We start from the raw sequence: 18,466 nt of genomic DNA, 5'->3' as shown, positions 1-18,466 counted from the left end.
GGTCACTCGATGATGAACAGCGGCTGCCCGTATTCGACCGCCTGACCGTTTTCTCCGAGGATCTGTGTGACGGTGCCGGACTTGTCGGCCTCGATTTCGTTGAGGATCTTCATCGCCTCGATGATGCAGACCGTGTCGCCTTCCTTGACCTGGCTGCCGACTTCGACAAAGGCCGGTGCGCCCGGACTGGAAGAGCGATAGAAGGTGCCGACCATGGGGGACTTGACCACATGACCGGCCGGGGCCGCCTCCGGGGCGGGGGCGGCCGGAGCGGGCGCCGCGATGGCGCCGACCGGCCCAGTGCCAGCCACTGCCGGGGCTGGCGGGGCCGCCACTGTTTGCACGTACTGGATGGGCGCCGCAATTCCGCCCTTCACAATGCGGACCTTGCCTTCGGTTTCAGTGATTTCCAGTTCGGAAATATTCGATTCGGACACCAGATCGATCAGTGTCTTGAGCTTGCGCAGATCCATGGGACTCCAGCGCCGGCTTTGCCGGCCATGAGGACTTAACTCACGAGAAAATCGGTGTACTTCGGCGTTCAGCCGTCAACTGTCCGATTCGGGAGATTGATTCTAGCTGTGAACTATGCCCGCCGCCACGCCTGCAGGTCGGCCGGCTCGATCTTGCCCATTTTACGCGCCGCAATTGCGCCTCCACCGTCCACCACCAAGCTGAAGGGCAGCCCGCCGGCCGTGTTGCCCAGTGCCTTGACCAGTTCGGTCCCTTGCAAACCGGCCAGTCCGATCGGATAGCTGACCGGGGTCTTGGCAAGGAACTTGCGCACCGCGCTGGGCTGATCGATGGCCAATCCCACAACTTGCCAGCCGTTGCCGGCATTTTCGCGAAAGAAAGTGTCAATCATCGGCATCTCCTCGACACATGGCGGACACCACGTGGCCCAGAAGTTGATGAGAAGGGGCTTGCCTCTAAGCTGCTCGAAAGCCAACTCACCGCCCTCCGGTCGCTCGAAGCGCCGGTCCCAGAAAGCGGCGTCCAGCCGCTCCCCGCCACCATCGGCGCGCCGGTGCCATACCGCCCCGCCGATGCCGGCAATTGCCGCCGCCGCGGCAACGCTCCCATAGAGCCAGCCGCGGCGCGTGGGCCTCGAATTCATCCGCTTTCCTTTTCAATCAGCCGCCGCAAGGCAGCCATGTTCCCGCGGGGCACGCGCCCCTGGGCATCGGGTTTGAGGGCGCCACGCAGATCGTCGAGGTCATAGATCAGCAGATGCACGCCGATCTCCTCGCCGAGCGCGCGGCTGGCCACATGGATGCTCAGGGCCTCGACCTGCTCGCCATGGAAGCCCGTGACCATGCGCGGCTCGTAATCCACGTGGTGGTCGATCAACGTGATCTCCGCCGACTTCGGATCGTCGCAGAACAGCTGGATATAGATGTCCGACAGCCGCGTCGCCGTGCCATGCCAGACGGCGCCCCCGATGTGGGGGCGGTATTGGGCCATGTGCTCCATCCATTCGAGCGCCAGCACGCGAAGGGCGTGCAGCTCCTTGGGCTGCGTGTCGGCGCAATAGAGCCGGATGTAGTCCCGCACCTCGCCCTCGACCTCGTCGTTGTGGGGCAGCGGGGTGCGCGCAGGCAGGCCCAGGTCGCGCAGGGCGCGGCGCTTGGCCGGACCGTACTCCAGCCCCTCCTCGACGATGAGGCGGGCTGCGGCGGCGGCAATTTCCTGCTTGGGCACGTCCATCGACCCATTTTGCACAAAGGAAGGCGCGCACAGAAGAGCTGCTCCCCAGGGCATCCCTAGAATCGGCCGATGCACATTCACATCCTCGGCATCTGCGGCACTTTCATGGGCGGTCTGGCCGCCCTGGCGCGCGAGGCCGGCCACCGGGTGACCGGCTGCGATGCCGGCGTCTATCCGCCGATGAGCGACCAGTTGCGCGCGCTCGGCATCGAGCTGATCGAAGGCTATGGCGCCGACCAGATGGCGCTGGCGCCGGATGTCTTCGTCATCGGCAACGTGGTGTCGCGGATCCGGCTCGCCGACGGAACGCCCAAGTTCCCGCTGATGGAAGCGATCCTCGACGCCGGCGCTCCCTACACCAGCGGCCCCCAGTGGCTGGCGGAAAACGTGCTGCAGGGCCGACATGTGCTGGCCGTGGCCGGCACGCACGGCAAGACCACCACCACCTCCATGCTGGCCTGGATCCTCGAGCGCGCCGGTCGCGCGCCGGGCTTCCTGGTGGGCGGGGTCCCGCTGGATTTCGGCGTCTCCGCCCGGCTGGGAGGCGGCATCGCAAGCCCGAGCGCAGCGCCGGGCCGCCCCAAGCAAACGAGCGCCCTCGCCGGGGGCAGCGCAGCACACGAAGTGGCAAGCGTGGGGGCCACGTTCGTGATCGAGGCGGACGAGTACGACACCGCCTTCTTCGACAAGCGCAGCAAGTTCGTCCATTACCGCCCGCGCACTGCGATCCTCAACAATCTCGAGTTCGACCACGCCGACATCTTCGACGACCTGGCTGCGATCGAACGGCAGTTCCACCACCTGGTGCGCACGGTGCCGGCCAGCGGCCGCGTGGTCGTCAACGCCACGGAGGACAGCCTGCAGCGCGTGCTCGCCCAGGGCTGCTGGAGCGAGCTCGCCCGCTTCGGTGCCGGCGGCGAATGGCAGGCGCGGGGGACGCACGATGCCTTCGACGTGCTTCGGCAAGGCGAGAAGGTGGGCCGCGTCGAGTGGGCGCTTTCGGGGCTGCACAACCAGATGAACGCGCTGGCCGCCATCGCTGCGGCGGAGCATGTGGGCGTGACGCCGGCCGAGGCAGCCGCAGCGCTCGCGGGCTTTCGCAACGTGCGTCGACGCATGGAGTTGCGTGGCACGGTGGATCGGGCCGGTGGGCCGATCACGGTCTACGACGATTTCGCCCACCACCCGACCGCTATCCGCACCACGCTCGAGGGCCTTCGCAACAAGCTCGACGCCGACGGCCATCGCGGCGAGCGCATCCTGGCGGCCTTCGAGCCGCGCAGCAACACCATGAAGCTGGGCACCATGGCCGCCCAGCTGCCGTGGAGCCTGGAGCAGGCCGATCTCGCCTTCTGCCACAGCGGCGGGCTCGAATGGGACGCCGCGGCCGCGCTCGCGCCGATGGGCGCACGCGCCCGTGTTGCCGGCGCGATCGAGCCGTTGGTGGCGCAGATCGTGGCCGCCGCGCAACCGGGCGACCATATCGTCTGCATGAGCAACGGCGGCTTCGGCGGCGTGCACGAAAAGCTCCTTTCGGCCCTGCGCGCGGCAGAATGAGCGGATGCGCGCACAGGAACTGATCGACACCCTGAAGCTGGCGCCCCACCCCGAGGGCGGCTGGTACCGCGAGGTGTTCCGCTCCGCGGCCCAGGTCTCGCCGGCGGACGGGCGCACGCCGCGACAGGCGCTCACCACCATCTATTTCCTGCTCGAGGCGCAGCAGCATTCGCGCTGGCACCGCGTGCTCTCCGATGAGGTCTGGGTCCATCTCGAAGGGGCACCGCTGGCGCTGTGGACCAGCGACGCAGCCTTGCGAACGCCGCCGGCGCATATCCGGCTCGGCCCCGTCGACGTGCACGGAACCCATCCGCAGCACACGGTGACGGCCGGCCGCTGGCAGGCGGCGAAGCCGCTGGTGACGCCGGGCAGCGCCGACTACACGCTGGTCAATTGCACCGTCGGGCCCGGCTTCGACTTCAACGACTTCTCCTTCATGCAGCCCGACAGCGACGAGGCGGCGCTGCTGCGCCACCACTGGCCGGCGCTGGCCGAGCTGATCTGAAGCGCCGAAGAGGATTTTTCTTCAGCCCCGGCGCGCCTTGACCGCCTGCGACAGCAACGCCAGCACCTGCGCCGAATCATCCCAGCCCAGGCAGGCGTCGGTGATGCTCTTGCCGTATTCGAGGTTGGCGACGCTGTCCTTGCCAGCGCTGAATTTCTGGGCACCGGCGTTCAGATGGCTCTCGACCATCAGGCCGAAGATGCTGCGGCCGCCATGCGCAATCTGGCCCGCGATGTCCTGGGCCACCTCGATCTGCTTCTGATGCTGCTTGCTGCTGTTGGCATGGCTGCAGTCCACCATCAACGTCGGCGGCAGTTTGGCGGCCTCCAGGTCCTTGCAGGCCGCAGCCACGCTGCCGGCGTCGTAGTTGGGCGTCCTGCCGCCGCGCAGGATGACGTGGCAGTCCTTGTTGCCGTTGGTCTGCACGATCGCAACCTGGCCATTCTTGTGCACCGAGAGGAAGTGATGGCCGCGCGCCGCCGCCTGGATCGCATCGGTGGCGATGCGGATGTTGCCGTCGGTGCCGTTCTTGAAGCCGATGGGCGCCGACAGCCCCGAGGCCAGCTCGCGGTGCACCTGGCTCTCGGTCGTCCGCGCGCCGATCGCGCCCCAGGAAATCAGGTCGCCGATGTACTGCGGCGAGATCACGTCGAGGAACTCGCTGCCGGCAGGCAGGCCGAGCCGGTTGATCTCGATCAGCAGCTGGCGCGCGATGCGCAGCCCTTCGTCGATGCGGAAGCTCTCGTCGAGGTACGGGTCGTTGATCAGCCCCTTCCAGCCCACCGTGGTGCGCGGCTTCTCGAAGTAGACCCGCATCACGATCTCCAGCGTCCCGGCGTACTTCTCGCGCTCTGTCTTCAGGCGCCTGGCATATTCGAGCGCGGCGTCCGGGTCGTGGATCGAACAGGGCCCCATCACCACCAGCAACCGGTCGTCCTTGCCGCTCATGATGTTGTGGATGGCCCGCCGGGTGCCGGTGATCAGCGTCTCGACCGGCGTGCCACGGATCGGGAAGAAGCGGATCAGGTGTTCGGGAGGGGGTAGCACGGTGATGTCCTTGATGCGTTCGTCGTCGGTTCGGCTGGTTTTCTCGACGCTCGCATACCAGTTCTCGGTAGCAGGGACGTTGCTCGTGCTCATGGTTCGTTCCTTCAAGGGATGGAAATCATCGGGGCATAAAAAAACCGCCGGGGCTCGAGGCGCCGGCGGTTCTGGGAGGGGTATTCAGTGTGCTTTACGCGCTCGCCTCTCGTCCGCCGGAGTCCGGGAACCAAAAGTACGAAAAGAAAAATGCGACGCGCAAAGACATAGGGGCGCAATGTAGCACAGGAAAGCGGAATGCCCGTTGCGCAAAAGCCTCAGGCCGTGCCGCCGACGGTCAGGCCATCGATGCGCAAGGTGGGCTGTCCGACGCCCACCGGCACGCTCTGGCCTTCCTTTCCGCAGGTGCCCACGCCGGAATCGAGCGCCATGTCGTTGCCGATCATGGTGACGCGCGTCAGCGCGTCCGGACCGTTGCCGACGAGGGTCGCGCCTTTCACGGGGTACTGGATCTTGCCGTTTTCCACCCAATAGGCCTCGCTGGCCGAGAACACGAACTTGCCGCTGGTGATGTCGACCTGACCGCCGCCGAAGTTGGTGGCGTAGAGCCCCTTCTTGATGCTGGCGACGATCTCCTGCGGCACCTTGTCGCCCCCGAGCATGTAGGTGTTGGTCATGCGCGGCATGGGCACGTGGGCATAGCTCTCGCGGCGGCCGTTGCCGGTGGGCTTGACCTTCATCAGGCGCGCGTTGAGGGAGTCCTGGATGTAACCCTTGAGGATGCCGTCCTCGATCAGCACGTTGCGTTGCGTGGCGTTGCCCTCGTCGTCCACGTTGAGCGAGCCGCGGCGGTCGGCGATGGTGCCGTCGTCCAGCACGGTGACGCCCTTGGCGGCCACGCGTTCGCCGATGCGGCCCGAGAAGGCGCTCGACCCCTTGCGGTTGAAGTCGCCCTCCAGCCCATGGCCGATCGCCTCGTGCAGCAGGATGCCGGGCCAGCCCGGGCCGAGCACCACGGTCATCTCGCCCGCGGGCGCCGGACGCGAATCCAGGTTGACGAGCGCCTGCTGGACCGCCTGGTCGACGAACTCGGCGATGCGCGCCTCATCGAAGTAGGCGAGGCCGAAGCGCCCGCCGCCGCCGCCCGAACCCACCTCGCGACGGCCGTTCTGCTCGGCAATCACCGTGACCGAGAGGCGCACCAGCGGCCGCACGTCGGCAGCCAGGGTGCCGTCGGCACGCGCCACCAGCACCACGTCGTATTCGCTCGCCAGGCCTGCCATCACCTGCGCGACCCGCGGATCGCGCGAGCGCGCGAGCTTCTCGACCTTGCCCAGCAGCTCGACCTTGGCGGCGCTGTCGAGCGTCGAGATCGGATCCACGCCGCCATACAGCGAACGGCTGGACGCGACCTTGCGCGTCGGCGCCTTCACCCGTGCGTTGCGGCCGGCGGCGGAAATGGTGCGGACGGTGCGCGCCGCATCGAGCAGCGAGGCCTCGGAGATGTCGTCCGAATAGGCGAAGGCCGTCTTCTCGCCGCTGACGGCGCGCACGCCCACGCCCTGGTCGATGCTGAAGCTGCCGGTCTTGACGATTCCCTCCTCCAGGCTCCAGCCCTCGCTGCGGGTGTACTGGAAATAGAGGTCGGCATCGTCCACCTTGTGGGCGGTGATCTCGGCCAGGGCGCGCAGCAGATGCGATTCGTCCAGGCCGAAGGGCGTGAGCAGGAGCTGCTGCGCCGTGGCGAGGCGCTCGAGGGTGGGTTCGCGGGAAATCATCAAGGGATTCTAGGCGCGCCCCCTGGATGACGCTCGGAAGCTGTGAATGAGCTTCTCAGCTCTGCATCAGCCTCTTGGCCCGCGCGATCGACATCAGGATCCCCAGCGCCAGGCCCAGCGTCACCATCGCGGTGCCGCCATAGCTGATGAAGGGCAAGGGCACGCCCACCACCGGCAGGATGCCGCTGACCATGCCCATGTTCACGAATGCGTAGGTGAAGAAGATCATGGTCAGCGCCCCGGCCAGGAGGCGCGAGAACAGCGTCGGCGCGTCCAGCGCGATCGCCAGGCCGCGGAAGATCAGGAAGATGAAGCCCGCGATCAGCGCCAGGTTGCCGGCCAGGCCGAACTCCTCGGAATAGGCCGCGAAGATGAAGTCGGTGGTTCGCTCGGGGATGAACTCCAGGTGCGTCTGCGTGCCCTGCATGAAGCCCTTGCCGCCGACTCCGCCGGAGCCGATGGCGATCATGCCCTGAATGATATGGAAGCCCTTCCCCAGCGGGTCCTTGGTCGGGTCGAGCAGCGTGCAGACGCGCTGCTTCTGGTAGTCGTGCAGCACGCGCCAGTCCACGCCGTCGGCGCACAGCTGCGATTCGAAGCCCACGATGAGCGAGACGGCGATCAGCCCGATCACCACCGGTGGCACGATCAGCTTCCACGAGAGGCCGGCAAAGAAGATCACCGACAGGCCGGCCGCCAGCACCAGCAGCGCCGTGCCGAGGTCGGGCTGCTTCATGATCAGGCCCACCGGCACCGCCAGCAGCACCGTCGCGACCACGAAATCCAGGGGGCGCAACTGCCCCTCGCGGCGCTGGAACCACCAGGCCAGCATCAGCGGCATGGCGATCTTCAGGATCTCGCTCGGCTGGATCACCATGCCGATGTTGATCCAGCGGGTGGCGCCCTTCTTGGTGATGCCGAACAGCGCCACTGCGATCAGCAGCCCCACGCCCAGCAGATAGATCGGCACGGCGAAGAACATCAGCCGCTGCGGCGGCACCTGTGCCACCACGAACATGATGAAGCCGGCCAGCAGCATGTTCCGGCCGTGGTCCATGAAGCGCGTGCCGTGGTCGTAGCCGGATGAGTACATGGTCAGCAGCCCCGCGCAGGCCAGCAGCAGCACCGCGAAGGCGAGGAAGCCGTCGAAGCCCTGGAACACGGGCGCGATGCGTCGCGCGAGGGACGGCTGGTGGAACACGGCGGACATGGGCGCGGATTATCCGCTCGCGGCCGGTTGCTTCACGGACAATCGCCGAACACCGTCGGCCCTCGAGTAAGACAAAGGCATGAAGCTCGCGCCCACCACCCACCTGCTGTACCTCCACGGGTTCCGTTCCTCGCCGCAGTCGACCAAGGCGCGGCAGATGGCGCAGCGTGTCCGCGAGCGGCATCCGCAGCTGCACTGGTGGTGCCCGCAGCTGCCGCCTTCGCCGCACGAGGCCATCGACCTGGTCATGCGGGGCATTGCCCAGTGGCCGCGCGACAGCATCGCGGTGGTCGGCTCTTCGCTGGGCGGCTTCTACGCCACCTACGTGACCGGCATGATGCGCTGCCGCGCGGTGCTGCTGAACCCGGCCGTCCACCCGGCGCGCGACCTGGCGAACTACATCGGCGAGCAGACGTCCTGGCACGACCCGGCCGAGCATTTCTACTTCCGCCGCGAGTACATCGACGAGCTGCGCGCGCTGGACGTGGGCCCGCTGGCCCGTCCGGAACGCGTCTTCGCCATCATCGCCAAGGGCGACGAGCTGCTGGACTGGCGGGAGATGGCGGCCCGCTATCCCGGCAGCCGCATCAAACTGCTTGAAGGCGGCGACCACGCGCTGTCCGATTTCGAGCACAACCACATGGACGAGGTGCTCGCCTTCGTCGATCCAGCCTGAGGCGCGGCGCCGCACGCATGGGACAATCCGCCCCATGTTTGTATTGTTCGAAGAAGCCGGCAAGTACCTGGGCGGCCGCGTGCTGTCGGAGGCGGAGTCATCGGCGCAGGTGGAGCTCGATTCCGGCAAGCGCGTCAAGGTGAAGGCCGCCAACATCGTGCTGCGCTTCGAAAAGCCCGCGCCGGCCCAGATGCTGGACGAAGCGCGCGAGCTCGCCGCCGGCATGGACCTCGACCTGGCCTGGGAATTCGCACCCGATGGGGAATTCGGCTTTGCCGATCTGGCCTCCGACTATTTCCAGGCCCAGCCGGCCCTGGCCCAGCAGGCCGCTTCGCTCCTGGCGCTGTTCGAGGCGCCGCATTATTTCCGCCGCGCCGGCAAGGGCCGCTTCAAGAAGGCGCCGGCCGAGATCGTGCAGCAGGCGCTCGCCGCCATCGAGAAGAAGAAGCAGGTGCAGGCCCAGATCGCCGAATGGGCGACGCAGCTCGGCGCCGGCGAGTGCCCGGCCCCGGTGCGCGAGCAGCTCTACAAGATCCTCTTCAAGCCCGACAAGAACGCGCCCGAATACAAGGCCGTGGTGGAGGCCGCGCGCGCCACGCAGCGCCCGCCGCTCGAACTGCTGCAGCGCGCCGGCGCGATCGACTCGCCCTACCAGTTCCACTGGCGCCGCTTCCTGTTCGAGAACTTCCCGAAGGGCACCGGCTTCCCGGCGCTCAAGGCCCCGGCCATCGCCGACGAGCTGCCGCGGGCTGACCTGCAGGCCTTCTCGGTCGATGACTCGCACACCACCGAGATCGACGATGCGCTCTCGGTCACCGGGCTCGGCAGCGGCACGGTGCGCGTCGGCATCCACATCGCGGCGCCGGGCCTCGCGCTGGCGCCCGGCAGCCCGATCGACCAGGTGGCGCGCGCGCGCATGTCCACCGTCTACATGCCGGGCCACAAGATCACCATGCTGCCCGACGAGGTGGTGGAGACCTACACCCTGCAGGAGGGTCGCGACTGCCCGGCGGTCTCGCTCTATGCCGATTTCGACGAGGCCACGCTGGCGCTGAAGGCCACCGAGACCCGGCTCGAACGGGTGCCTATCGTGGCCAACCTGCGGCACGACCAGCTCGACGGCTTCATCACCCAGGCCTGGCTCGAAGACGCGTCGGTCGACAGCGCGGGCACGCCCGAGGTGGCCGCGCGGCTGCGCGAGCCGCTGTCCTTCCTGTTCCGCCTCGCCAAGCAGCTGAAGGCGCAGCGCGAAGTGGTGCGCGGCAAGCCCGAGAGCTTCAACCGGCCCGACTACAACTTCCGCCTGCCCGACGCCCACGGCGAGCCCACCGGCGGCGAGCGGGTGCAGATCACGACGCGCCAGCGCGGCGCGCCGCTGGACCTGATCGTGTCCGAGGCGATGATCCTGGCCAACAGCAGCTGGGGCGGCTGGCTCGGCGAACTCGGCGTGCCTGCGCTCTACCGCAGCCAGGCCAGCCTGGCGCCGGGCATCAAGGTGCGCATGGGCACCAAGGCGCTTCCGCACGCCGGCCTCGGCGTGAAGAGCTACGCCTGGAGCACCTCTCCGCTGCGCCGCTACACCGATCTGGTGAACCAGTGGCAGATCATCGCGGCCGCGCGCCACGGCAAGACTGCCGCGCTGGCAGCGCCGTTCAAACCCAAGGACGCGGACCTGTTCTCCATCCTCTCGGGCTTCGACGCCGCCTACAGCGCCTACAACGCCCACCAGGGCGCCATGGAGCGCTTCTGGACGCTCAAGTACCTGGAGCAGGAGGGCATCGCCGAGCTCGAGGCGACGCTGATCAAGGACGTGGCCAACGGCGCCCTGGCGCGTGCCGACGCGCTGCCGCTGGTATTCCAGGTCACCGGCACCCAGGGGCTCGCGCGCGGCGCCCGCGTGCGCGTCAAGCTCGGCGAGGTCGACGAGATCGCCCTCGACGTGCACGGCACTGTCATCGAGCGCCTCGATGCCGCGCCGGCCGAAGCTGCTGCCGAAGAAGAAGGCGACGAAGAGGAGGTCGCCGGGCCGATTGCCATCGCGGTCGACCTGGCCGACAGCGACGAGGCCGCTCCCCCGGAGAAACTCCCGGCATGAACCTGCGCGACCTGAGCAGCCTGCAGCTCGCGCTCGGCATCTCCGTCGCCGCGCACGCCCTGCTGCTCGCGTTCCGCTTTGCCGACCCCGAGTCCTTCAACCGGGTCTTCACCGAGACGCCGCTGGAAGTCATCCTGGTCAACGCCAAGACCAACGAGCGGCCCGATAAGGCCATGGCCATCGCCCAAAGCTCGCTGGCCGGCGGCGGCGACCTCGATCGCGGCCGCGCCACCAGTCCGCTGCCACCCTCCACCTTCACCACCATCGGCGACTCGATGGAAGACGCCCAGCGCCAGGTGGAGGCCATGCAGGCCCAGCAGATGCTACTGCTGGCGCAGATCAAGGAACAGCTCGCCACGATGCCGGCGCCCGACCCACGCCACCAGGGCAATCCCAGCGAGGCCGCGGCGCGCGAAGAAAAGCGCCGCCAGCTGATCAAGATCCTGGCCGAGATCGAGCGCCGGGTGAACGAGGAGAACGCGCGGCCCAAGAAGCGCTACCTGAGCCCGGCCACGCGCGAGGCCACCTACGCCGTCTATGTCGACGCGCTGCGCCGCAAGATCGAGGCACGCGGCACCGAGAACTTCCCGGAGCTCGCGGGCAAGAAGCTCTATGGCGAGCTCACGATGATGGTGACCGTCAACTTCGACGGCGCGATCCTCGGCACCGAGGTCATCGAAGGCTCCGGCAATTCCACGCTCGACCGCCGCGCGCAGGCCATCGTGCGCAGCATCGGCAACTTCGGCAAGTTCACCGACGCGATGCGGCGGCAGACCGACCAGATCGTGCTGCCCTCGCGCTTCAAGTTCACGCGCGACGAGACGCTCGAGGCGCAGGTCTCCTCGTCGTCCAAGCAGTGAGCGAGCGAGGCACCATGGATCTTTACTGCGTGATGGGCAACCCGGTGGAGCACAGCCGCTCGCCCTGGATTCACACGCGCTTCGCCGAGCTGACCGGCCAGGTGCTGGACTACGGTCGCCGCCTGGTGCCGCTGGACGGCTTCGAGGCCGCGGTGGCGGCCTTTCGCGCCGAGACGGCCGGCACGGCGCGCGGCTGCAACATCACCGTGCCCTTCAAGTTCGAGGCCGCAGCGCTGGCGCAGCACCTGAGCCCGCGCGCCATGCTGGCACGCGCGGTCAACACGCTGCGCTTCGACGTGGACGGCATCCATGGCGACAACACCGACGGCGCCGGCCTCGTCGCCGACATCACGCAGCACGCCGGCGTCACGCTGGCGGGCAGCGAACTGCTGTTGCTGGGCGCCGGCGGCGCCGCGGCCGGCGTGCTGGGCCCGCTGCTGGAAGCCGGCCCGCGCCGCGTGGTGGTGGCGAACCGCACGCTGTCCAAGGCCATCGCGCTGGTGCGGCATCACGCGGCACTTGCGCTGCAGCATGGCATCACGCTGGAGGCCCATGCCCTGCAGTCCGTGCCCGGCGAGTTCGACGTCATGGTGAACGGCACTGCCTCCAGCCTCGCCGGGGGCGAGGTGCCGGTGGCGGCCCGCGTGCTGCGGCGCGGCGCACTGGCGGTCGACATGATGTACGGGCCGGCGGCCGCCGGCTTCCTGGACTGGGCCCGCGAACACGGCGCCGTGCCGCGCGACGGGCTGGGCATGCTGGTCGAACAGGCGGCCGAGTCCTTCGCCTTCTGGCGCGGCGTGCGGCCGCCCTCGGCGCAGGTGCTGGCCGAGCTGCGCGCGGTGGTTGACGGCAAGTGAAGGCCCTGCTGCGCTGGGTGCTGTGCCTGCTGTTCGCAGCGGTCGCGCTCGAGGTCTTCTTCATCGGCCGCATCGCCGCGATGGCGGTGATCGATCCGCAGTCCACCGCATTTCAGCGCTCCGAAGCCTGGCAGCTCACGACTGAAGGGCGACGTAACGGCAATCGCAGCTGGAGACAGGAATGGGTGCCCTATGGCCAGATCGCCGAAAGCCTGAAGCGCGCCGTGATCGCGAGCGAGGACAGCGAATTCATCTACCACAACGGCGTGGAGTGGGAGGCCATCGAGCGAGCGCGCCAGCGCAATGACAGGGCCGAGCAGATCGCGGCGCGTCGCGCGGCACAGATGCGCGCGCGCGGTAAGGAGCCGCGACCGGTCCAGCTGCGAGGCGGCTCGACCATCACCCAGCAACTTGCGAAGAACCTGCTGCTGTCTGGCGAGCGCACGCTGCTTCGCAAGGGCCAGGAGCTGCTGCTCGCGGTCACGCTGGAGCTGCTGCTGGACAAGCAGCGCATCCTCGAGATCTACCTCAACAGCGTGGAGTGGGGCGAAGGCATCTTCGGTGCCGAGGCCGCCGCGCAGCATTACTTCAGGAAGCCGGCCTCGCGGCTCGGCGCGCAGGAGGCGGCACGGCTGGCGGTGATGCTGCCGAGCCCGAAGTTCTTCGAGCGGCGCACCCAATCGGCCTATCTTGCAGGCCGCACGGCCACGATCGCGGCGCGCATGCCCTCGGCCGATCTGCCCTGATCCGACAGCGCAGCGCTGGCGCAGGCGAGGGGAAATCTGGAGCGGGAAAAGAGTCTCGAACTCTCGACCTCAACCTTGGCAAGGTTGCGCTCTACCAACTGAGCTATTCCCGCGTTTGAAGGGTGCGAATCATAGCGGATTCACGAGCCCTCTTCGGCCGCGGCACGAGAAAAACATGCATGCGCCGCCCGTATCATCGCCGCCATGCTTGCAAAGTTCACAGGGTGGGTGCTGCTGGGCCTGATCCGGCTCCTCACCGGTGCCCAGGCGCGCTGGTGGGGCTGCCCGCCCAAGGCCGAGCAGCGCATCTACTTCGCCAATCACCAAAGCCATCTCGACCTGGTGATGATCTGGGCTGCGCTGCCCGAGGAACTGCGCAGCATCACGCGGCCGATCGCGGCGCGCGACTACTGGGCCACGACGCCCTTCAAGCGCTGGATCACCACCGAGGTGTTCAACGCCATCTACGTGGAGCGCGGCGGCAGCGCACCCGTGCCTGCGCCCGCGCCTGTCGCGGCGCCGCGCGAGCGCATCGAGCCCGTTTTCGAAGAGGCGATGCCGATCGTCTCCGAGCCGGTCGAGACGGTGCAGGGAGAGCTGCCGCTGGCATCGCCGCCGGCCGACCCCGCGCCCGCGCCGCAACCGGGCAGCGCCGAAGCGCTGGTGCCGCTGCAGCCGCTGATCGACGCGTTGCACAGCGGCGACTCGATCATCATCTTTCCCGAGGGCACGCGCGGCCACACCGGCGAGCCGCAGAAGTTCAAGTCGGGCCTTTACACGCTGGCGCAGATGTTCCCCGACGCAGTGCTGGTGCCGGCCTGGATCGACAACGTGCAGCGCGTGATGCCCAAGGGCGAGGTGGTGCCGGTGCCGATCCTCTGCTCGGTGACTTTCGGCGAGCCGATCCGCCTCGAGGAAGGCGAGGAGCGCCGCCCCTTCCTCGACCGCGCGCGCGAGGCGGTGATCGCGCTGCGGTACGTGTAGACGACATCGATGAACGAATACCTCCGCCAGCTCTCGCCCACCCACCAGGTCGCGGCCCTGTTCTTCATCGTCTTCGGCCTGCTCGTGGTGGTGAGCACCGTGGCCTTCCTGCTGACCTTCCGCGAGCGCCGCAACCCGCAGCACGACGAGCGCTGGCAGCGCGAGCTTGCGCACTTCCGCCGCCTGCTGGGCACCACCTGGTTCATGGCGGTGATCTTCTGGATCGGCTGGGCCCTGGGCGAGACGGTGGCCACGGTGCTGTTCGCGCTGATCTCCTTCTTCGCGCTGCGCGAGTTCATCACGCTGTCGCCCACCCGGCGCGGCGACCACCGCAGCCTGATCCTCGCCTTCTTCGTGGTGCTGCCGATCCAGTTCTGGCTGGTCGCGACGGCGCGCTTCGACCTGTTCACCGTGTTCATCCCGGTCTACGTCTTCCTCGCCATTGCGGTGGTGAGCGCGCTGGCCGATGACCCGAACCACTTCCTCGAGCGCAACGCCAAGCTGCAGTGGGGCATCATGGTCTGCGTCTACGGCATGAGCCATGTGCCGGCGCTGCTGCTGCTCTCCTTCCCGGGCTACGAGGGCAAGAGCGCCTTCCTGGTGTTCTTCCTGGTCTTCGTGGTGCAGACCTGCGTGCTGGTGCAGCACCTGATTGCGAGGCGCACCGGTCTGCCCGGCAGCGTGGACGGCGACGAAGCTCCCCGAGGCTTTTTGAAGCGTACTGGCGACTGGCTTTTCAGGGACGCGCCGGCCGCGCCGCACGTGAGCAGCAGCTTCAACTGGCGCGGCTGGGCCATCGGGATGGCGATCGCGAGCCTGGTCGGCGCGATGTTCTCCTTCATCACGCCCTTCCGCTTCGGCCAGGCGCTGGCCGTGTCCCTGCTCGCCTGCGTGGCCGGCTCCATGGGTCACCTGGTGATGAAGGCGCTCAAGCGCGACCGCGGCATCCCCAGCTGGGGCGGGCGCGGCATGGGCGTGACGGGCGCCAACGGCCTGCTGGACCGCGTCGATGCGCTGTGCTTCGCGGCCCCGGTGTTCTTCCACTCGGTGCGCTGGTACTTCGACGCCTAGCGGGCATGCGCATCCTCGGCATCGACCCCGGCCTGCAGACCACCGGCTTCGGCGTGGTGGACATGGACGGCCATGCGCTGCGCTACGTCGCCAGCGGCACCATCAGCACCCGCAGCGTGCTCAAGGGCGAGCTGCCGGCGCGGCTCAAGGTGCTGTACGACGGCATCGGCGAGATCGTGGCGACCTACCGGCCCGATGCGGCGGCGGTGGAGATCGTGTTCGTCAACGTCAATCCGCAATCCACCCTGCTGCTCGGCCAGGCGCGCGGCGCCTGCATCACTGCGCTGGTGACGAACGCCCTGCCCGTGGCCGAGTACACCGCCCTGCAGATGAAGCAGGCTGTGGCCGGCCATGGCCGCGCCGCCAAGCCGCAGGTGCAGGAAATGGTGCGGCGCCTGCTGCAACTGCCCGGCGTGCCGGGCAGCGACGCCGCCGACGCGCTGGGCATCGCGATCACCCATGCGCACGTGGGCAACTCGATGGCGCGGATCGGCCAGGCCGCAGTGCTGACGCGCGGCACCCTCAGCGCGTACCGCGGAGGCCGCACGCGCTGAGGGCACCGCCCCCTCGATGTGCTTTTCGCAAGCAATCCAGACCGCCCGCCGCGACGTATACCCTTGCATGCGGCCGCTGGCCCGCATTCCACAATTTTTTCAAGAAGCGCGCATGGCGCTGGGGGGAAAGCGATGACTGCTGCGCCGCTGCTGCTCGCACTTGCGGGGCTGGCGCTCGCAATGGGCCTGGCCCTCCTCACGTGGCTCGCCAGCCTCGTGCGCGGCGATGCGAGTCTGGCCGACCGGGCCTGGCCCTTCCTGATCGCAGGCCCGGCGCTGCTCTACCTCGGGCTGCAGCCCGGCGCAGGCCCGCGCACCTGGCTCATGGCGGCCCTCGGGCTGGCATGGGCGCTGCGGCTCGGTATCTACATCAGCTGGCGCAACTGGGGGCATGGAGAGGACCGGCGTTATCGCGAGATGCGGCAGCGCAACGAGCCCGGCTTCGGCTGGAAGAGCCTGTACCTGGTCTTCGGATTGCAGGCCCTCCTGGCCTGGATCGTCTCGGCCCCCTTCCTCGCCGCAGCCGGCTCCACGCGCCCGCCCGGCTGGCTCGACGCCGCGGGCGCCTTCCTGGCCGCGTTCGGCATCGCGTTCGAGGCCATCGGCGACGCGCAGCTCGCGCGCTTCAGGGCTGATCCTGCACACCGCGGCGAAGTCATGGACCGGGGGCTGTGGCGTTACACCCGCCATCCCAACTACTTCGGTGAAGCTTGCGTCTGGTGGGGCCTCTGGTTGATGGCCCTTGGCGCATCGGGATTCCAAGGCTTGTGGAGCGCGATCTCGCCGTTGCTCATGACGGGACTGCTGCTCAAGGTTTCGGGCGTGCGCCTGCTCGAGAAGGATATCGGGGAACGCCGGCCCGCCTACCGCGAGTACATGGCTCGCACCAGCGCTTTCGTGCCGGCGCCGCCTCGCAGGGCGCGTTGATGAAACCCGCGGGCGCGGGCGGCCGGGTCGGCATCCGGCGTGATCTGTGAACGCCTCCCGAGCGTAGAGAGCCGTGGGGCCGCGTCGGCTCCTTGGTCCCCAGGAGCCTCCATGTCCATCCGCCAGTTCCTCATCGCCTATGCCACCTCGGCCCTCGTGTTCCTGGCGATCGACGCCACCTGGCTGGCCACGATGGCCGGCCGCCTGTATCGCCCTGCAATCGGCCACCTCATGCGGCCCGACGTCGACGTGAAGGCGGCCGTGATCTTCTACACGCTGTATGTCGCAGGCATCGTGATCTTTGCGGTGGCTCCGGCGCTGGAGAGCCGGTCGTGGACGTCGGCCCTGGGCCGGGGAGCCCTGCTCGGCCTGTTCGCCTATGCGACCTACGACCTCACCAACCAGGCCACGCTCAGGGATTGGCCTTGGCGACTGACCCTGGTCGACCTGGCTTGGGGCGCCGTCGTCACGGCGGCCGCTGCGGCGGCGGGCTGCCGCCTGGTGCTGGCTTTCGGCGGCCCGGCTCGCTGAGCCAGGGCGGTGGCGACTACATGCCGATCAGCGCGGCCAGCGTTCGCGCCAGCCGGCTGTCGAAGCGCATGCGGCCCTCGACCGAGGCCAGGCAGATGCAGTCGCCACCGTTCTGCACCATCGGCTGGTGGTGGACGGAGTCGTCGGCGGCATCGAAGTCCCCCGCACCGAACAGGTCGCGGCCGTCATGGAAAGCGCCATGCAGCACCTGCGTGAGCTCGCAATCGCTGTGCGTGTGAGGGGCCAGGCTCATGCCCGCGCCAATGCGCAGCAGGAACAGCTTGGCCTGCGGATCGGCCGGCAGCACCAGCCGGCTCCAGCGCATGCCGGGGCCCAGCCAGCGCCAGGGGGTCGCGCTGCAGGCCTCCAGCGCGCGCGGCCAGGCCATGCCGGGCGGCAGCGGCGGCCGCGCCCTTGGCGCAACGGCCGGTGCGGGCGCACGACGCGGCGGGGCATCGATGGCCGCCAGGGTCCTCGCCAGCGCCTGGGAGGAGAGCATCTCGGGCGCCAACGCCTCCAGCATCACGCCGCCGGCGGTCTCCAGCGAACGCAACCGGCTGCGGCAATCGGCGCAGGTCTCGAGGTGACTGGCCACGACCAGCGCGGGTCCTGCGGACAAGGTGCCGGCCGCCATCGACAGCAGCAGATCGTCGGGCGGGTGGTGGCGGATCATGGTTCGAGCCCCTCGAGCATCCGGCGCAGGTGGCTCACCGCGAGGCGCACGCGCGACTTGACCGTGCCCAGCGGAAGCCCGAGCTCCTCCGCGATCCGGGCATGGGGATGCTCCTCGAAGAATGACAACCGCAGGATGTGCGCCTGGTCTTGCGAGAGGCGGGACATCGCCGCGCGAACGCGCGACTCCCGCTGCCTGGCACTCACCTGCTCGTCCAGCGCGGGCAGCGGATCGGGGATCTGGCTCGCCTGGTCGTCCTCGTCCGCGACCGTACGGTTGCCCGGGCGCCTCAGGTGGTCCACCCGCAGGTTGCGGGCGATGGTGAAGATCCAGGTGGACAGCCCCGCCCGTTCGGGGTCGAACAGGGCCGCCTTGCGCCAGAGGGTGACCATCGTTTCCTGCGTCAACTCTTCGGCCACGGCCTCGCCGGTGCCGCACAGCATCAGGTATGCCTTGACGCGCGGCGCGAAGTGCTTGAACAGGGCCGCGAAAGCCTGCCGGTCGCCGGCAAGCGCCACAGCTCTGAACAATGCGTTGAGTTCCTCGGGGGTCGGCACGGATCCTCGACGCTCTTCCTTGGTCACGATCGACAGCCAGGGTGCTCGCAGTCCGGCGGGTCCGGAAGCGGCGATCTCTGATTGTGGGGCGATGCGCATGCGGGTCTTACGCGTTGCGCGCGGCATTAGATCACACC

Annotated in this window: 20 protein-coding genes and 1 tRNA gene; 12 read left to right on the top strand and 9 right to left on the bottom strand. The window is 68.4% G+C overall.

Annotated features, from left to right (window positions below; genetic code table 11):
- Nucleotides 1–2: 2 nt before the first annotated feature.
- The 3 genes from accB to E5P3_RS05545 form a co-directional block, all read right to left on the bottom strand.
- Nucleotides 3–473, bottom strand: a complete 471-nt coding sequence (accB, locus tag E5P3_RS05555; protein ID WP_162585066.1) for an acetyl-CoA carboxylase biotin carboxyl carrier protein — start codon at nucleotides 471–473, stop codon at nucleotides 3–5.
- A 113-nt stretch (nucleotides 474–586) separates the two neighbouring features.
- On the bottom strand, nucleotides 587–1,117 hold the full coding sequence (locus E5P3_RS05550) for a TlpA family protein disulfide reductase (protein WP_162585065.1): 531 nt from the start codon (nucleotides 1,115–1,117) through the stop codon (nucleotides 587–589).
- Entirely contained in the window at nucleotides 1,114–1,707 is a 594-nt protein-coding gene (locus E5P3_RS05545; RefSeq protein WP_162585064.1) for a hypothetical protein, read from the bottom strand. Before E5P3_RS05545 ends, E5P3_RS05550 begins: the two co-directional genes overlap by 4 nt.
- A gap of 69 nt (nucleotides 1,708–1,776) precedes the next feature.
- On the opposite strand from E5P3_RS05545, the gene mpl reads away from it, so the two are divergent.
- A complete protein-coding gene (gene mpl, locus E5P3_RS05540; RefSeq protein WP_162585063.1) occupies nucleotides 1,777–3,264 on the top strand; it encodes a UDP-N-acetylmuramate:L-alanyl-gamma-D-glutamyl-meso-diaminopimelate ligase in 1,488 nt (495 codons plus the stop codon).
- 4 nt (nucleotides 3,265–3,268) lie between these two features.
- The gene (locus E5P3_RS05535) at nucleotides 3,269–3,769 is read left to right on the top strand and encodes a cupin domain-containing protein (protein ID WP_162585062.1); all 501 of its coding nucleotides are present in this window, start codon (nucleotides 3,269–3,271) and stop codon (nucleotides 3,767–3,769) included.
- Between the two features lie 21 nt (nucleotides 3,770–3,790).
- Here E5P3_RS05535 and E5P3_RS05530 read toward each other — a convergent pair whose 3' ends face one another.
- The 3 genes from E5P3_RS05530 to rodA form a co-directional block, all read right to left on the bottom strand.
- Nucleotides 3,791–4,909: a 3-deoxy-7-phosphoheptulonate synthase gene (locus E5P3_RS05530; RefSeq protein WP_162585061.1), complete on the bottom strand. Its 1,119-nt coding sequence runs from the start codon at nucleotides 4,907–4,909 to the stop codon at nucleotides 3,791–3,793.
- A 218-nt stretch (nucleotides 4,910–5,127) separates the two neighbouring features.
- Complete coding sequence (tldD, locus tag E5P3_RS05525) at nucleotides 5,128–6,588, bottom strand: metalloprotease TldD (RefSeq protein WP_162585060.1); 1,461 nt, start codon at nucleotides 6,586–6,588, stop codon at nucleotides 5,128–5,130.
- A gap of 55 nt (nucleotides 6,589–6,643) precedes the next feature.
- Nucleotides 6,644–7,798 (bottom strand): rod shape-determining protein RodA, encoded by a 1,155-nt coding sequence (gene rodA, locus E5P3_RS05520; protein ID WP_162585059.1) that lies wholly within the window; start codon nucleotides 7,796–7,798, stop codon nucleotides 6,644–6,646.
- Between the two features lie 79 nt (nucleotides 7,799–7,877).
- Between rodA and E5P3_RS05515 the strand changes: the two genes are divergently transcribed.
- The 5 genes from E5P3_RS05515 to mtgA are packed head-to-tail and all read left to right on the top strand — an operon-like array spanning nucleotide 7,878 to nucleotide 13,032.
- Nucleotides 7,878–8,474: a YqiA/YcfP family alpha/beta fold hydrolase gene (locus E5P3_RS05515; protein WP_162585058.1), complete on the top strand. Its 597-nt coding sequence runs from the start codon at nucleotides 7,878–7,880 to the stop codon at nucleotides 8,472–8,474.
- 34 nt (nucleotides 8,475–8,508) lie between these two features.
- A complete protein-coding gene (locus E5P3_RS05510) occupies nucleotides 8,509–10,569 on the top strand; it encodes a ribonuclease catalytic domain-containing protein (protein WP_162585057.1) in 2,061 nt (686 codons plus the stop codon).
- Nucleotides 10,566–11,429: an energy transducer TonB gene (locus tag E5P3_RS05505; RefSeq protein WP_162585056.1), complete on the top strand. Its 864-nt coding sequence runs from the start codon at nucleotides 10,566–10,568 to the stop codon at nucleotides 11,427–11,429. Before E5P3_RS05510 ends, E5P3_RS05505 begins: the two co-directional genes overlap by 4 nt.
- 14 nt (nucleotides 11,430–11,443) lie before the next feature.
- Nucleotides 11,444–12,286, top strand: coding sequence for a shikimate dehydrogenase (gene aroE, locus E5P3_RS05500; protein ID WP_162585055.1), 843 nt, complete (start codon nucleotides 11,444–11,446; stop codon nucleotides 12,284–12,286).
- Nucleotides 12,283–13,032, top strand: a complete 750-nt coding sequence (mtgA, locus tag E5P3_RS05495) for a monofunctional biosynthetic peptidoglycan transglycosylase (protein ID WP_162585054.1) — start codon at nucleotides 12,283–12,285, stop codon at nucleotides 13,030–13,032. The genes aroE and mtgA overlap by 4 nt, the downstream gene beginning before the upstream one ends.
- Nucleotides 13,033–13,069: 37 nt before the next feature.
- On the opposite strand, the gene E5P3_RS05490 is transcribed toward mtgA, so the two are convergent.
- A tRNA-Gly gene (locus tag E5P3_RS05490) sits at nucleotides 13,070–13,145 on the bottom strand.
- A gap of 91 nt (nucleotides 13,146–13,236) precedes the next feature.
- On the opposite strand from E5P3_RS05490, the gene E5P3_RS05485 reads away from it, so the two are divergent.
- The 5 genes from E5P3_RS05485 (at nucleotide 13,237) to E5P3_RS05465 (ending at nucleotide 17,099) form a co-directional block, all read left to right on the top strand.
- Nucleotides 13,237–14,016 carry a lysophospholipid acyltransferase family protein gene (locus E5P3_RS05485; RefSeq protein WP_162585053.1) on the top strand — a complete coding sequence of 260 codons (780 nt, stop codon included), beginning with the start codon at nucleotides 13,237–13,239 and terminating at the stop codon, nucleotides 14,014–14,016.
- Nucleotides 14,017–14,025: 9 nt separating this feature from the next.
- Nucleotides 14,026–15,087 carry a phosphatidate cytidylyltransferase gene (locus E5P3_RS05480; protein ID WP_162585052.1) on the top strand — a complete coding sequence of 354 codons (1,062 nt, stop codon included), beginning with the start codon at nucleotides 14,026–14,028 and terminating at the stop codon, nucleotides 15,085–15,087.
- A 5-nt stretch (nucleotides 15,088–15,092) separates the two neighbouring features.
- Nucleotides 15,093–15,641 carry a crossover junction endodeoxyribonuclease RuvC gene (gene ruvC, locus E5P3_RS05475; RefSeq protein WP_162585051.1) on the top strand — a complete coding sequence of 183 codons (549 nt, stop codon included), beginning with the start codon at nucleotides 15,093–15,095 and terminating at the stop codon, nucleotides 15,639–15,641.
- A gap of 132 nt (nucleotides 15,642–15,773) precedes the next feature.
- On the top strand, nucleotides 15,774–16,568 hold the full coding sequence (locus E5P3_RS05470) for a DUF1295 domain-containing protein (protein ID WP_162585050.1): 795 nt from the start codon (nucleotides 15,774–15,776) through the stop codon (nucleotides 16,566–16,568).
- Between the two features lie 111 nt (nucleotides 16,569–16,679).
- On the top strand, nucleotides 16,680–17,099 hold the full coding sequence (locus E5P3_RS05465) for a DUF2177 family protein (protein ID WP_162585049.1): 420 nt from the start codon (nucleotides 16,680–16,682) through the stop codon (nucleotides 17,097–17,099).
- A 16-nt stretch (nucleotides 17,100–17,115) separates the two neighbouring features.
- Here E5P3_RS05465 and E5P3_RS05460 read toward each other — a convergent pair whose 3' ends face one another.
- Both E5P3_RS05460 and E5P3_RS05455 read right to left on the bottom strand, forming a co-directional pair.
- The gene (locus E5P3_RS05460) at nucleotides 17,116–17,772 is read right to left on the bottom strand and encodes a ChrR family anti-sigma-E factor (RefSeq protein WP_162585048.1); all 657 of its coding nucleotides are present in this window, start codon (nucleotides 17,770–17,772) and stop codon (nucleotides 17,116–17,118) included.
- Nucleotides 17,769–18,428 carry a sigma-70 family RNA polymerase sigma factor gene (locus tag E5P3_RS05455; RefSeq protein WP_162585047.1) on the bottom strand — a complete coding sequence of 220 codons (660 nt, stop codon included), beginning with the start codon at nucleotides 18,426–18,428 and terminating at the stop codon, nucleotides 17,769–17,771. The genes E5P3_RS05460 and E5P3_RS05455 overlap by 4 nt, the downstream gene beginning before the upstream one ends.
- Between the last annotated feature and the right edge of the window lie 38 nt (nucleotides 18,429–18,466).

Source organism: Variovorax sp. RA8 (assembly GCF_901827175.1).
Classification (GTDB): domain Bacteria; phylum Pseudomonadota; class Gammaproteobacteria; order Burkholderiales; family Burkholderiaceae_C; genus Variovorax.
The sequence above is the reverse complement of the archived record's forward strand: the minus strand, read 5'-3'. Positions and strand labels throughout refer to the sequence as shown.